Genomic DNA, 13,734 nt, shown 5'->3' on the forward strand with positions numbered 1-13,734 from the left:
GGGGCGTCCTGCACCGGAGCGGGGCTGCCAGTGGTGCCCACTTCCGGTTGCAGCAAGGACAGCGAGATCACCCGCGTCACGTGCTCGGCCATGCAGCGCAGGCCGAGATCGTTGAGGCGGAAGGCTCGGCCGAGCTGGTGGCTCTCGCCGATCTCGCCCTTGGCCGAGAGGTAGCGCATGGCCTCGTAACGCTGAACCAGGGGCACGCCTTCGCTTGCGGCGACTTCCCCGACCTTCTGGACAACGCTGGTGTAGTAGGCGTCCTCGGCAAGGCTCGCGGTGTAGAGTGGGTCGACCAGGACGACATCGATCTCGTGCGACTTGATCCATTGCACCGCCTCTCGCAGGGCGTTGCCGAAATCGCCGACATCGACGCGTGCGAGCGCATCATGGGTGCCGACTTGCCAGAGGACGAGGTCCGGCTCGGATTCGGCCACCATGGTCCGCAGACGCTCCGCGGCTCCCGACGCGACCTCGCCGGGCAATCCGCGACTCTCCATCTGGACGTCGACATTCGGCAGCACCCGTTCCAATGCTGCCTCGAGCTTGACCGGATAGGTCGTGGAGGCGCTCGGGCTCGCCGCGGGGGCACCGACGGCGAGGACGCGCACCGGTTGCTTCTCGCGCAGGGCTGCCTTCACTGCACTCAGCCTGTTGAGAGCGTAAAGCTTCGAGCCCGGCACCCGGCATTCGGGGGAGAGGGCGATGTCCGGAACCTCGGCTCCGTCCATCTGGGATGTCTTCGGAGGCGACACCACAGTCTGCGTCGCTTGAGCGTGCGCGGATGCGGCGACGAAGCCCAATATCAGGCCGAGGCCAACGGCCGTGGCTTTCGGGAGCGCCATTCGACGAACCATGCTGTTACACCCAGTGCGATCAGGCCTGATACTACGACGACAAGGTCAACGAATACACCGCCGCCAGTCTGGAATCTGACGAATTGCGCCCCAAGGCTGAGGAGAGAGCCGATCGAGAACACCGCAAGGGAGTTTCGGCCCAGGCCGGACAGGTATTCGACCATCGCCGGAAACCGCGGGGCGAGTACGGCGTAGACGGCCTGGAAGGCCAAGAGCACACCGACGAAATGAATGAGGCGTGCCGGCGACAGGTAGGTCTTGTCGAAGGTGAACAGCAGACGCGGATCGGGCACCACGAGGGGGTCGGGCCTGATCTCGTAGATCGAGAGATAAATGCCGAGAGCGACGATGGCCACGCCAAGCGGGATAAGCCTCCTCGCCCATGACCGCATCCACGCATGTTCGCGGAACCAGCCCTGAAAAACGATTCCGAGGACGAGAAGGAGCTGCCAGCAGAGCGGATTGAAGAACCAGTCGCCCTCCCCCGGCCAGGACGGAAGATTCCACTCGAAGACGAGGCTCGCGAGATAGATCGTCAGAGAGAGGCTCAGGGCGGCCGTTCGGCTGAACCTCGCGACCAGCACGAAGATCGGCGCTGCGCCGATCAGCAGCACGTAGAGGGGCAGGATGTTGAAGAAGCCGAGCTGGTGGGTGAGGACCGCGAAGCCGACCATGGTCTGGATCGGATCGGCGAAGAAGCCGCCGGCATTGTGCCATTCGAGGATGAGCGGGTTGTCGAGATAGAGCGCGGTTCCGGCGATCATCGCCAAAGCGAGGGCCATGGTGGTGATCTGCGCCCGGTACACTTCGACCGTGCGCGAAAGAAGTCGCAGCACACTGGTGAGCGCCGGCTCGGGCCTGCCATCGCGGCCGTGGGTGGCGATGCCGATCGACCAGCCTGCGAGGAACACGAACAGCTCCGCGGCATCGGAGATCCCGTATTGCGAATAGGTGTAGCGTTCGAAGGTGTTGCCCGGAATGTGGTTGATGAAGATGGTCACCAGGGCAAGGCCGCGCCAGAAATCGATCGCGTTCGGTTCGCGCATCGGCAGGTCGGCTCCGGCTGTCGGTGATGGGAATGCCGGCCCTGATAAGGCCCGCGGCGAGTCATGCAAAGGCCGATCCGGTGCAATCGCCCGATAGCCGGCGACCCGGGACCGGGCAGGCTTGGCTCGCAAGCGGAGCGAGCACCGGAAGCTGCCGCGCGGAACCGCCCGTGACCCTGGAGCGAACAAGTACCGTCACCGGACGTTGCAGAGGATTGCGGCCGACCCTTCGCCGGCCGATCACAGCCTTGCCCCAGCTCCCGCCGAGTATCCCATGCCGCTAACGCAAAAGCCCCTTCGCGAGCAGACCATCGTCGTCACCGGCGCATCGAGCGGGATCGGGCTCGCCACCGCCAGGATGGCGGCCGAGCGCGGCGCCAGGGTCGTCCTCGTGGCCCGCAACGGCGCAGCCCTCGACACGATCCGGGACGAGATCGTCGGCGCTGGCGGACAGGCCCTGGCCGTGGCGGCGGATGTCGGCGTCCGCGAGGAGGTGGAGGCGGTCGCGGCTCACGCGATCACGGCCTTCGGTGGCTTCGACACCTGGGTGAACAATGCTGGCCTGACCATCTATGGCCGCCTGTGGGAAGTGAGCGACGCGGATCACGAGCGCCTGCTCAAGACCAACTTGTGGGGTACCGTCTTCGGCTCCCTCGTCGCCGTCGACCATCTTCGAAGCCGCGGCGGGGCGCTGATCAATGTCGGCAGCCTCGGTTCCGACCTCGCCTTCTCGCTGCAGGGAATGTACTGCGCGAGCAAGCACGCGATCAAAGGCTTCACGGACGCCCTCCGCATGGACCTGCTGGAGGCCGGCGCACCGATCTCGGTCACGCTGGTCAAGCCGGCCTCGATCGACACACCTCTACCCCAGCATGCCCGCAACTACACCGACAGCGAGCCGCGGCTGCCGCCGCCGGTCTACCCGCCGGAGGAGGTGGCGAACGCGATTCTGCATGCGGCGGTCCACCCACTGCGGGACATCTATGTCGGCGGCGGTGCAAAGGCGCTCGCGAGCCTCAAGGAATTCGCGCCCGGCGCCTACGACCTGCTTGCGCCGGCCGTGACGGGGTTCCAGAAACGGAATGAAGCGCCGCGCGACCCTGCCGGATCGCTTCATGCCTTCAAGGCGGACGGCCAGACCCGCGGCGATCATCCAGGCTACGTGATGCGCAACAGCACCTATACCCGCCTCAGTCTCCACCCCGCCTCGGCCACCGCGGTCGTGGCCGGCCTCGCAGCGGCGGCCCTTCTGGTCGGGGCCGGTGCGCGCGGCCGCAATGGCAAACGCTGAGGGCAAGGGCGATGACCTCGGATCGCAGGATGCCGGCTCCGTCGGCCTGGTCCGGCCAAGTGGACGAGTCGAACGTCCTCGCCCTTCCACCGAGACAGGGCAAGCCGGCAGCGCCTGACCGGCGCATCGTGCGGTCCACGGACGGGCGCGGCATCGCCTATGTGGAGGCCGGATCGGGTCCCGATCTCGTCCTCATCCATGGTTCGCTCATGGCCCTGGAGGACATGTGGCTTGGGCCGATGACGGCGCTGAGCCGGCATTTCCGGGTCATTGCCGTCGACCGGCCGGGGCATGGCGCCAGCGACCGGATCCGGTTCCAGGACGGTTCGCCCTGGAACCAGGCGGCGATCATCAGGGACGCGATGAAGGCGCTCGGCCTGCACCGCCCTGTCTTGGTGGGCCATTCGTTCGGCGGCGCGGTAGCCCTGTCCTACGCCATGAGTTTTCCCGAAGACGTTGCGGGGGTGGTCGCCGTCGCACCGATCTGCTTTCCGGAACCGCGTCTCGAACAGGTCCTGTTCGGACCACGTGCCGTCCCGATCTTTGGCGACGCCTTGGCCTTCTCGGGCGGTCCTGCCTTCGATGCCGCGATCCTGCCCCTGCTGTGGCGCGCCATGTTCCTGCCGCAGGAGATGCCGGCGCGGGTTGCCGCCGAGTTTCCCTTCGCCTGGGTGCGCCGACCCGCGCCGATGATCGCCAACGGCGAGGACGCCGCAGCCTTATGGCCCGGCCTGACCCGCTCGGCCCTGGCCTATGCGACCTGCCCCGTCCCGGTACGCATTCTCGGCGGGGAAGCCGATATCGTGGTGAATAACCTCTTCCACGGCTGGAACGCGGCTCGCCTCCTGCCTGACGCCCAATTCGATCTCATCGCGGGAGCGGGCCACATGCTCCATCATTTCCACATCGAAGAGATCGTGGCCGCGGCACGTGGCGCCTCTGGAAGTTAGGGCGCGACGAAACTCCACCCTAAGGTGTGGCGACGTCGCCTAACGTTTTCTGGATCGGTTCGCCGTCTCGCTGGTTCTCCCATCCGACCACGCAAGGTGCGCTCGGCTTGCGGACGGCGGGTTTTCCCATCGCTCCTCGACACGATATGCCTCGCGACATTCGACCTGGAGCCCGTACAGAGTTCGCCGATGACGCTATCCCAAGACGCCGCACCCATCCCAACCGGCGTGCCGGGTCTCGACCACGTTCTCGGCGGTGGGTATGCGGCGCAGCGTGCCCACCTGATCGAGGGTCGTCCGGGTTGCGGCAAGACCACTCTTGGCATGCAGTTCCTCCTCGACGGGAAGAAACGCGGCGAGCGCGGTCTCTACATCACCCTCTCCGAGAGCAAGCGGGAGTTGCTCTCGGTCGCCGAGCGTCACGGCTGGTCCCTCGACGATATCGACATCTACGAGCTGGTGCCGCCGGAGCTGAGCCTCGATTCGGAGAAGCAGCAGAGCCTCGTCCATTCCTCCGACCTCGAACTCGGTGAGACGGTCCGGATGGCGCTCGCCGAGATCGAGCGCGTGCAGCCCACGCGGGTGGTGTTCGACAGCCTGTCGGAGATCAGGCTGCTCTCGCACGGTTCGCTGCGATACCGGCGTCAGGTCCTGGCACTGAAGAGCTACTTTCTAATCAACGACGCCACCGTCCTGATGCTCGACGACCTCAGCGCCGAGGACGACGACCTCAACCTTCACTCGATCAGCCATGCGGTCATCCGCCTTGAGCAGAACACGCCGTCGTATGGGGCCTCAAGGCGCCGGCTCAACGTGATCAAGATGCGTGGCACGCAGTATCAAGGTGGGTTCCACGATTTCGTCATCCAGCGCGGAGGGCTCCGGGTCTTCCCCCGCCTCGTCGCGGCGCAGCACCATCGTGCGTTCACACCGGAAGTGATCGTCAGCGGGGTTCCCGAACTCGACGGCGTCCTCGGCGGCGGATTGCATCGCGGCACCAGCACCCTGATCATCGGGCCTTCGGGCGCCGGAAAGTCGACCCTCGCCCTGAGCTATCTCTCCGCTGCCCTGAAGAGAAACGAGAAAGGTCTCGTCGTGAGCTTCGACGAGACCATGGGAATCCTGCTCCAGCGCGCGGCCGGGCTCGGCATGGACCTTGCGCCTCATCTCTCCAGCGGCCTGCTTCAGGTGGAACAGGTCGACCCCGCCGACGTGTCGCCGGGAGAAGTCTCCGGCAAGGTGCGCGACGCGGTCGAGAACGACGGCGTTCGGTTCGTGGTGATCGACAGTTTGACCGGTTACATGAGCGCCATGCCAGATCAGCCCTATCTCGTATTGCAGATGCACGAGATGCTGACCTACCTGAACCAGCAGGGCGTGGTGACGATCCTGATCCTTGCGCAACACGGGATGGTCGGGCGGATGGAGGCTCCGGTCGACCTGACCTATGTGAGCGACGCCGTGATCATGCTCCGGTTCTTCGAGGCCGCAGGCCGGGTGCGCCGCGCCCTCTCTGTCCTGAAGAAGCGAACCGGCGCCCACGAGGATACGATCCGCGAGTTCCGAATCGACTCCCAGGGCCTCCGCGTCGGCGAGCCGCTCGTCGATTTCCGCGGCGTCCTGTCCGGCGTGCCGATCTTCGAGGGCGACGGCAAGCGCCTGTTGCGGGATCGAGGCTCCGATGCCTCTTCGTAACAGCATCGCGTTCGTCCTCGCCCCCGACGGGCGGGACGCAGGGGTGGCGACGGCGATCCTCGCCGAGGTCGGGATCGCCTCGGAAGCGAAGCTCAATCTCGATGCCCTAGTTGCCGATCTCGACCGTGCCTCCTGCGCCGTCGTCACCGAGGAGGCATTGCTGCGCTGGGACCGTCGCGGGATCGCGCAATGGGTCGAGAGGCAGCCGCCATGGTCGGACTTTCCCTTCATCCTGCTGAGCCTGCGCGGCAGCACGCCCGACCAGCGCCTGACCGACCTCCTCGGGAACGTCACGGTGCTGGAACGGCCGTTCCACCCCTCGATCCTCGCCAACGCCGTACGATCGGCGCTGCGGGCGAGGCGGCGCCAGCGCGAGGTCGAGTCCCACCTCGCCGAGCGTCAGCTCACCCATGAGCGCCAGGCGCTCCTTATCCGCGAGCTCCACCACCGGGTGAAGAACACATTGGCGACCGTTCAGGGACTCCTCGGCGCCACCGCGCGCTCGACCCGCAACGTCGAGACCTTCTATCACTCGTTCTCGGATCGCATCGTCTCGCTCGGCAAGACGCACAACCTGCTCACCGAGGATTACTGGCAGACGGCACCCCTCGAGGATCTCCTGCGCAACGAGCTTGGGCCCTACAACGATGCCGAAGACAAGCGGATCGTCTTCAGCGGTCCGCCGATCGAACTCGCGGCCGACCTCGCTGTGCCGACCGGAATGGCGATCCACGAATTGACGACGAACGCCGCCAAGCACGGGGCGCTGACGAAGTCCGACGGGCGCATCCACGTCACCTGGAGCGTCAGCCAGAACGAGGGGCATCGCATCCTCTGTCTGGACTGGGTGGAATCCGGTGGTCCGGCAGTGGCTCCGCCACAAAGGAAGGGGTTCGGCTCGACACTTCTGCAGCGGGTGCTCGCCCAGCAGTGCAACGCGACCGTCAACATCGAGTATGCCGAAACTGGCGTGCACTTCCATATGGAGGCGCCGCTCGCGGACGAGAGGCTGGTGCCGTCCTATTGAGGAGACGCCGACGCCTCACTCCATCACGGCAGCCTTCATGATCACGACCATGATTGCCTTGGCGGGAGAATCGCCGATGCAGCGGACGCTGTGGGGACGGTCGCAGCGGTAGCGCAGGGTTTCGCCCGCCCGTGCCCGGTGGTGAGTGCCGGCGACGTCGACCTCGAACATCCCTTCCGTCACGGTCAGAGATTCAACCGATCCGCGCTGGTGTGGGTCTGAATCGAGGATGCCGCCCGGCTCGGCGGTGACCTCGTACCATTGCAGCCACTCCACGGTCTTGATCCAGCCGACGATCGACAGCCGGACGAGCCCATCCTCGGAGACGAGGTTCGGCGTATCCGCCCGGGAGATCTTCTCGATGAAGGGCTCTTCGTCGTTGGTGGCGAGCACCCGCTCGATGGAGACGTCGAGGGCCTGGCTGAGGCGCCAGATCGTCGCCAGGGTCGGGTTGGTCTCGTTGCGCTCGATCTGGCTGATGATCGATTTGGCGACGCCCGATTGCTCGGCGAGCTCGGACAGCGAGAGATTGTAGGCCTTGCGCAGACGCTGGATCGTCTTGCCGAGCTGACCCGAAAGCACCTGAGCGCCGGACATCACGTCCCGCGGCCGACCTCGCTCCGTTGCCGTCACCTCTTCCTGCATCACCGCCGAACCCACGCCTTGTTCCGTTAACCGGACGATCGTACGCTACTACAAACGCATTCGGGCCGGAGGCGCAAGGTTTTTAGAGGCGGAACGGGCGCATTTCCATCATCGCCAGAGGGCATGGAAATGATGCACCGGGCCGTGGCCCTGCCCCATCGGCACCGTCGCGGCGGCGGCGATCGCGGCCGTGGTGTAGCGCTTGGCCTGGGCGACGCTGTCGGCCAGCGGGAAGCCGCGGGCCAGTCCCGCCGCCACCGCCGAGGACAGGGTGCAGCCTGTGCCGTGGCTGTTGCGCGTCTCGATCCGGGTAGCCGCGAAGCGTCGCATCGTGCCGTCGGCGCCCATGAGGTGATCGATGCTCTCGCTGCCATCGGCATGGCCGCCCTTGATGAGAGCCGCGCGGGCGCCGAGAGCTAGGAGGCGGCGCCCCTGGGCCACGGCGGCGTTCTCGTTCGGCGCCGTCGGCTCGCCGATGAGACAGCCGAGTTCCGGAAGGTTCGGCGTGACGACGTCCGCGAGAGGCAGCAGGTGCCGGCGCAGGGCTTCGACGGCCTCGTCGGTGATGAGCCGGTCGCCGCTGGTGGCGACCATGACGGGATCGAGCACGATCGGAATGTTGCCGGCATAACGCTTGAGGCCTTCGGCTACGGCCACGATGGTCTCGACCTGCGACAGCATGCCGATCTTCACGGCCCGGACCGCGAGGTCGGAGAACACGCTCTCGATCTGAGCCAGCACGAAGTCGGCAGGCACGTCGTGAATGCCCTGTACGCCGATTGTGTTCTGGGCGGTGAGCGCCGTAATGACACTGGCGCCGTAGACCCTCAAGGCCGCGAAGGTCTTGAGATCCGCCTGGATCCCGGCGCCGCCGCTCGAATCGGAACCGGCGATGGTGACGGCGATGGGTGTCATGGCGGTCCGTTGGCTGGCGTCGTGTTGGCCTGAAAGCTTACGCGGCTCCGCGCCGGGCCGCGAGGGCCGAATCGACCCTGTCCCGCAGGTCACGTGCGCGGCCTTCCACTGAATCCTCGGCGAACAGCGCCGAGATGACCGCGACGCCGTCGGCGCCCGCGCCGATGATGGCCGCGGCGTTGCTCGAATCGATGCCCGCGATGGCTCCGAGCGCGAAGCTGGAACCGCGAGCGAGCCGGGCGCGGAACGCGATCCTCGCAAAGCCGTCAAGTCCAACAGGCGGGTCTGGATTATCCTTGCTCGACGTCGCGAAGACACCGCCGATGCAGGCGTAATCCACCGGCATCCGGTAGAGCTCATCCGCCTGGGCGCCCGACTTGAGGGTCAGCCCGATGATCGCACCGCGGCCGAGGAGCCGGCGGGCATCGGCCGGATGCATGTCGCTTTGGCCGAGATGGACTCCCTCCGCTTCCGCAGCCAAGGCGAGATCGACCCGATCGTTGACGAGGAGCGGCACGTCGCTGCCGGCGAGCGCGGCCCGGATCGCCCGGACGCGGGCGAGGGCGGCGCGGGCGTCGGCGATGTCCTTCTCGCGATACTGAAGCAGCGTACAGCCTCCGGATGCGGCTTCGGCCGCCATGGATGCGAGCCGACTCGGATCGGTTCCACAAACCCCGACATCGAGGATGCCGTAGAGGCGAAGATCCACCGTCACATTCGATAAGGCCGCTTGTTCCTGTCCGATCACCGCTGCTGGCCTCGCTCCTCGGTTATGAAAGAAGTTTAGGGCGTGGTGGCGCGCGCAGGAAGCCGCAACGGTCGATCCGAGTGGCGAAAGCTCGACCATCCACCCATCTGAGCGGTTTCGGAGCGGGAGCTGGTGTATGGTGACGACGCAGAAGCAGCTCATGCTGGCAGGGGAGATGTACCAACCTGGCGATCCGGAGATCCGCGCCGACGCCGCGCGCTGCTTCGACTGGCTCGTGCGCTACAACCAGATGCTCGCCGTTCCGGCGGCCGAACGGCGCGGGATGCTCGCCGAGCTGTTCGCGGAGGTCGGCGAGGGCGCCGTCGTACGGCCGCCCTTCCATTGCGATTTCGGCTTCAACATCCATCTCGGCGCGCACGTCTTCCTCAACTTCAACTGCGTCATTCTCGATGTCACGACCGTCACGATCGGCGAGCGCACGCAGATCGGCCCCGGCGTCCAGATTCTCACCGCCGACCATCCGCGCGATCCGGCTCAGCGCGAGGCCGGCATGGAATTCGCCAGACCCATCATCATCGGGCGCAATGTCTGGATCGGCGGTGGAGCCCTGATCATGCCAGGCGTCACCATCGGCGACGACGCAGTCATCGGCGCCGGCAGCGTGGTGACGCGTGATGTGTCACCGGGCGCCACGGCTGTGGGCAACCCCGCGCGGCCGCTCGCGAAACCGCCGCGTTGACCCTGGCCTGCGATCTGCGAAGAGCAGTGATATGAACGGCTTGCGGGGCGAGAACGAAGCGTGACGACGGCGGATGACACCCTACGGGCCGAGGCGGGCGCCGCTCTCGCGAACCCGTCGGCGGTCGGCCTCGTCGCGGTTATCGTGGCGGCGACGGACGGCGAACCGCGGGCCCTGACCGTTCAGGTACCGGGTCAGGCGACGGGACGAGGCGACGGCCTGCCCTACGGTCCCCTCGTACCCGAGCACCCGACCTTGGAACGGGGCCTTCGCGCCTGGGTCGAGCGCCAGACCCATCAGCGCCTCGGCTATGTCGAGCAGCTCTACACCTTCGGCGACCGCGACCGGCAGGGCGAGGATTCGGCCGGTCTGCACTCCCTTTCCGTGGCCTACCTGGCTCTGGTGCGCGAGATGCGCCCGGCCGGCCTCGCCGAGGCCTCCTGGCGCAACTGGTACAGCTACCTGCCATGGGAGGATTGGCGCGCCGGCCGGCCCGAAGCCCTCGCCGAGATCGAGCGCAAGCTCCTCGCCTGGGCCGAAGAGGCCGTCGACCCGAAGCTGCGCCGCCGCCGCGAGGATCGGCTCGGCCTGACCTTCGGCCTGTGCGGCGGCGCCTGGAACGAGGAAAGGGTGCTGGAGCGCTACGAACTGCTGTTCGAGGCCGGCCTGATCCCCGAGGCGCAGGGCCAGCCCGGAGAGGCCTGCAACGCCGAGGTTACCGGCCAGCCCATGGCCTTCGACCATCGCCGTGTCCTCGCCACCGCGATCGGGCGCCTGCGCGGCAAGATCAAGTACCGTCCGGTCGTGTTCGAACTCCTGCCACCGACCTTCACGCTGTTCCAGCTTCAGCGGACGGTCGAGGCCCTGTCCGGCACCGAACTGCACAAGCAGAATTTTCGCCGCTTGGTGGCCCAGCAGGGTCTCGTCGAGGAGACCGAGAACCTCACCAGCGGCACCACGGGGCGCCCAGCCCGCCTGATGCGGTTCCGACGCGAGGTGCTGCTGGAGCGGCCTGCACCGGGTTTCAGGCTGACGCCGTCGCGGCGGCAGAGCTGAGCCGCCCGCTGCCGATGCAGCCAAAATTATTGCGTCGCAAAATTGTTATGCTCATTCTCAGCATATCTAGACAAGCGACGATCGACAGCCTACGTTAGTCGGCACAATGCTCAATTTGAGCATAAGTGAGGAGGCGTTCATGGCGGCCACCACGCTCCCGGCGAGTTCGGGCATGTCGGCAGGTTTCCCCCTGCCGCAGATCTACGAGCGCGTGAGCCGTCACGTGCCTGCGATCGAGTGGCCGACGATGGCCGGCGACGTTGCCGCGATCCTTGCGCTCAAGAAGCAGCGCAACGCCGTCATCCTAGCGCACAATTACCAGGCACCCGAGATCTTCCACACGGTGGCCGATATCGTCGGCGACAGCCTGGCGCTGGCCCGCGAGGCGGTGACCGTCGATGCCGACGTGATCGTGCTCGCCGGCGTCCACTTCATGGCCGAGACGGCCAAGCTCCTCAATCCGGGCAAGACCGTCCTGATCCCGGACATGCGCGCCGGCTGCTCGCTCGCCGATTCGATCACCGCCGCCGATGTGCGCGGCCTGCGGGAGAAGTATCCCGGCGTGCCGATCGTGACCTACGTCAACACCTCCGCGGCGGTGAAGGCCGAGTCGGACGTATGCTGCACCTCGGGCAACGCGGTCGACGTGGTGCGCTCGCTGAATGCCCCGCGCGTCCTGATGATTCCGGACGAATTCCTGGCACAGAACGTCCAGGCGATGGTGCCCGAGGTCGAGATCCTGACCTGGGCCGGCCATTGCGAGGTGCACGAGCAATTCACCCCGGCCGATATCCGCGAGGTCCGCGAGAGCTATCCCGGCGTCACCGTCATCGCCCATCCCGAATGTCCGCCGGACGTCGTGGCGGAGTCCGACTTCTCGGGCTCGACCGCGATGATGATGAACTTCGTGCTCGAGAAGCGGCCGGCGCAGGTGGTGCTCGTCACCGAATGCTCGATGGGCGACAACATCGCGGCGGCGAACCCGGACATCGAGTTCATCAAGCCGTGCAACCTCTGCCCGCACATGAAGCGGATGAGTCTCGCCAACATCCGCCACGCGCTCGAGACGCTGACCCACGAGGTCACGGTGGAGCCCGAACTCGCCGAGCGCGCCCGCGCGGCGGTGGAGCGCATGCTCGCGGTGCGTCCGCGATGAACGCGCCCTCCCGTTTTCCCTTCCGGCCCTTGGCAGCGGATCGCGTCGTTGTGGTCGGAGCCGGTGTCGCCGGCCTCGCCACGGCCTTGCGCCTCGCGCCTTTGCCGGTGACGCTGCTGACCGCCGCGCCGCTGGGTTCGGGCACCGCCACGGGCTGGGCCCAGGGCGGCGTTGCCGCCGCCATCGGCGAGGACGATGCCCCCGCCCTCCACGCGGCCGACACCGAAGCGGCCGGTGCCGGCCTGACCGATCCTGCCGTCGCCTTCCGGGTCGCCGAGGCCGGCCCCGGCCTGATCGGCTGGCTCGTGGGGCTCGGCGCGCCTTTCGACGGCGATGCGGAGGGCGCCCTGGCACTCGGCCTGGAGGCTGCGCATTCGCGTCGTCGCATCGTCCGGGCCGGCGGCGATTCCACCGGCCGGGCGGTGCTCGAGACCCTGGTCAATGCCGTCGCCTCGACGCCCTCGATCGAGGTCGTGGTCGCCTCGGCCCGAGATCTCATGCGCGACGACACCGGCGCCGTTGCCGGGGTGCTGTGCGAGCGGGACGGTGCGGTCTTTCCGCTCCCTGCCCGCGCCGTGGTGCTGGCGACGGGCGGCGTCGGCGCCCTCTATTCCTCGACCACCAACCCGCGCGGCGCCGGCGGCAGCGGCCTCGCTTTGGCGGCGCGTGCCGGGGCTGTCATGCGCGACATGGAGTTCGTGCAGTTCCACCCGACCGCCATCGCCACCGGTGCCGACCCGATGCCGCTCGCCACCGAGGCCCTGCGCGGCGAGGGCGCGCGGTTGATCGACCAGAACGGCGATCCGGTGATGGCGGGGATCAGCGGTGGCGACCTCGCTCCGCGCGACGTCGTCGCCCGCGCGATCTTCCAGGCCCAAAGCCGGGGCCAGGAAGTCTTCCTCGATTGCCGCGGGGCACTCGGCGCCCGGATGGCGTCGCGCTTCCCGACGGTGGCGGGCCTTTGTGCGGCGGCAGGGATCGACCCGCAGCGCCGGCCGATCCCGGTCCGGCCGGCCGCGCACTACCACATGGGCGGCGTGAAGGTGGATTCCTCCGGCGCGAGTTCTGTCCCCGGCCTCTATGCCTGCGGCGAGGTCGCCTCGACCGGGCTGCACGGCGCCAACCGGCTCGCGAGCAACTCCCTGCTCGAAGCCCTCGCCTTCGCCCCGCGGATTGCCGAGGCGATCAGTGCCGGTGTCGCGCGAAGCTCGTCACTTCTCCCCGGCGCATGGCCGGGCGCGATCGGGACGCCCGGGACGCAGAGCCTCCGCGCCGTGATGGAGACCCATGTCGGCGTCGTCCGCGATGGCGAGGGCCTGCGCGAAGCCGTGCGCCGGCTGGCCGAGGCCGCAGGACGCGGCTGCGACGCGGCGCTCACCGGCCTCCTCATCGCCGCTTCAGCCCTGTCCCGGACCGAGAGCAGGGGCGCCCATTGGCGCAGCGATCATCCGGGCCTCGCAGCGGCGATCCATACCGAACTCACCCTCGCCGAGGTATGGGACCGTGTGGATGGGCTCCTGGCAAAGCCCTCCGTCGACGCCTGATGATCTTCTCGATCGATCACCTCGATATGGATCAGATCTTCCTAACCCCCACCTCATCCTGAGAGCCTGCCCCGGACTTGATCCGGGGTGCCGCGTCAGCGGCC

13 protein-coding genes are annotated in these 13,734 nt (G+C 67.3%); 8 read left to right on the forward strand and 5 right to left on the reverse strand.

Annotated features, from left to right (window positions below; genetic code table 11):
* Together K2Y56_RS14955 and K2Y56_RS14960 are read right to left on the reverse strand one after the other, a co-directional pair.
* The coding region (locus tag K2Y56_RS14955; protein ID WP_292508939.1) for a GDSL-type esterase/lipase family protein at positions 1-731 on the reverse strand (731 nt) is incomplete at its 3' end.
* A gap of 74 nt (positions 732-805) precedes the next feature.
* The gene (locus K2Y56_RS14960; RefSeq protein ID WP_292508942.1) at positions 806-1,903 is read right to left on the reverse strand and encodes an OpgC family protein; all 1,098 of its coding nucleotides are present in this window, start codon (positions 1,901-1,903) and stop codon (positions 806-808) included.
* Positions 1,904-2,177: 274 nt separating this feature from the next.
* Between K2Y56_RS14960 and K2Y56_RS14965 the strand changes: the two genes are divergently transcribed.
* From K2Y56_RS14965 to K2Y56_RS14980, 4 genes are all read left to right on the forward strand, one after another.
* On the forward strand, positions 2,178-3,194 hold the full coding sequence (locus tag K2Y56_RS14965) for an SDR family oxidoreductase (RefSeq protein WP_292508944.1): 1,017 nt from the start codon (positions 2,178-2,180) through the stop codon (positions 3,192-3,194).
* 29 nt (positions 3,195-3,223) lie between these two features.
* Positions 3,224-4,144: an alpha/beta hydrolase gene (locus K2Y56_RS14970; RefSeq protein ID WP_292508947.1), complete on the forward strand. Its 921-nt coding sequence runs from the start codon at positions 3,224-3,226 to the stop codon at positions 4,142-4,144.
* 189 nt (positions 4,145-4,333) lie between these two features.
* Entirely contained in the window at positions 4,334-5,839 is a 1,506-nt protein-coding gene (locus tag K2Y56_RS14975; protein WP_292508950.1) for an ATPase domain-containing protein, read from the forward strand.
* Entirely contained in the window at positions 5,826-6,866 is a 1,041-nt protein-coding gene (locus tag K2Y56_RS14980; RefSeq protein WP_292508953.1) for a sensor histidine kinase, read from the forward strand. The genes K2Y56_RS14975 and K2Y56_RS14980 overlap by 14 nt, the downstream gene beginning before the upstream one ends.
* A 15-nt stretch (positions 6,867-6,881) precedes the next feature.
* On the opposite strand, the gene K2Y56_RS14985 is transcribed toward K2Y56_RS14980, so the two are convergent.
* The 3 genes from K2Y56_RS14985 to thiE form a co-directional block, all read right to left on the reverse strand.
* Positions 6,882-7,511: an XRE family transcriptional regulator gene (locus K2Y56_RS14985; protein WP_292509054.1), complete on the reverse strand. Its 630-nt coding sequence runs from the start codon at positions 7,509-7,511 to the stop codon at positions 6,882-6,884.
* Positions 7,512-7,619: 108 nt separating this feature from the next.
* On the reverse strand, positions 7,620-8,426 hold the full coding sequence (gene thiD / locus K2Y56_RS14990) for a bifunctional hydroxymethylpyrimidine kinase/phosphomethylpyrimidine kinase (RefSeq protein ID WP_292508956.1): 807 nt from the start codon (positions 8,424-8,426) through the stop codon (positions 7,620-7,622).
* A 37-nt stretch (positions 8,427-8,463) separates the two neighbouring features.
* Positions 8,464-9,174 (reverse strand): thiamine phosphate synthase, encoded by a 711-nt coding sequence (thiE, locus tag K2Y56_RS14995; protein WP_292508959.1) that lies wholly within the window; start codon positions 9,172-9,174, stop codon positions 8,464-8,466.
* Between the two features lie 136 nt (positions 9,175-9,310).
* On the opposite strand from thiE, the gene K2Y56_RS15000 reads away from it, so the two are divergent.
* The 4 genes from K2Y56_RS15000 (at position 9,311) to K2Y56_RS15015 (ending at position 13,630) form a co-directional block, all read left to right on the forward strand.
* Complete coding sequence (locus K2Y56_RS15000; protein ID WP_292508962.1) at positions 9,311-9,874, forward strand: sugar O-acetyltransferase; 564 nt, start codon at positions 9,311-9,313, stop codon at positions 9,872-9,874.
* A gap of 60 nt (positions 9,875-9,934) precedes the next feature.
* Positions 9,935-10,930, forward strand: a complete 996-nt coding sequence (locus tag K2Y56_RS15005; RefSeq protein ID WP_292508964.1) for a hypothetical protein — start codon at positions 9,935-9,937, stop codon at positions 10,928-10,930.
* 139 nt (positions 10,931-11,069) lie between these two features.
* Positions 11,070-12,086, forward strand: a complete 1,017-nt coding sequence (gene nadA / locus K2Y56_RS15010; protein WP_292508967.1) for a quinolinate synthase NadA — start codon at positions 11,070-11,072, stop codon at positions 12,084-12,086.
* Positions 12,083-13,630 carry an L-aspartate oxidase gene (locus K2Y56_RS15015; protein WP_292508970.1) on the forward strand — a complete coding sequence of 516 codons (1,548 nt, stop codon included), beginning with the start codon at positions 12,083-12,085 and terminating at the stop codon, positions 13,628-13,630. The genes nadA and K2Y56_RS15015 overlap by 4 nt, the downstream gene beginning before the upstream one ends.
* Positions 13,631-13,734: the final 104 nt, after the last annotated feature.

The organism is Methylobacterium sp., from assembly GCF_019745455.1.
Lineage (GTDB): Bacteria > Pseudomonadota > Alphaproteobacteria > Rhizobiales > Beijerinckiaceae > Methylobacterium.

Coding starts and splice junctions, on each gene's coding strand:
- K2Y56_RS14960 (WP_292508942.1), bottom strand. CDS start 1,903: ATGCGCGAACCGAACGCGATCGATTTCTGGCGCGGCCTTGCCCTGGTG.
- K2Y56_RS14965 (WP_292508944.1), top strand. CDS start 2,178: ATGCCGCTAACGCAAAAGCCCCTTCGCGAGCAGACCATCGTCGTCACC.
- K2Y56_RS14970 (WP_292508947.1), top strand. CDS start 3,224: ATGCCGGCTCCGTCGGCCTGGTCCGGCCAAGTGGACGAGTCGAACGTC.
- K2Y56_RS14975 (WP_292508950.1), top strand. CDS start 4,334: ATGACGCTATCCCAAGACGCCGCACCCATCCCAACCGGCGTGCCGGGT.
- K2Y56_RS14980 (WP_292508953.1), top strand. CDS start 5,826: ATGCCTCTTCGTAACAGCATCGCGTTCGTCCTCGCCCCCGACGGGCGG.
- K2Y56_RS14985 (WP_292509054.1), bottom strand. CDS start 7,511: ATGCAGGAAGAGGTGACGGCAACGGAGCGAGGTCGGCCGCGGGACGTG.
- thiD (WP_292508956.1), bottom strand. CDS start 8,426: ATGACACCCATCGCCGTCACCATCGCCGGTTCCGATTCGAGCGGCGGC.
- K2Y56_RS15000 (WP_292508962.1), top strand. CDS start 9,311: ATGGTGACGACGCAGAAGCAGCTCATGCTGGCAGGGGAGATGTACCAA.
- nadA (WP_292508967.1), top strand. CDS start 11,070: ATGGCGGCCACCACGCTCCCGGCGAGTTCGGGCATGTCGGCAGGTTTC.
- K2Y56_RS15015 (WP_292508970.1), top strand. CDS start 12,083: ATGAACGCGCCCTCCCGTTTTCCCTTCCGGCCCTTGGCAGCGGATCGC.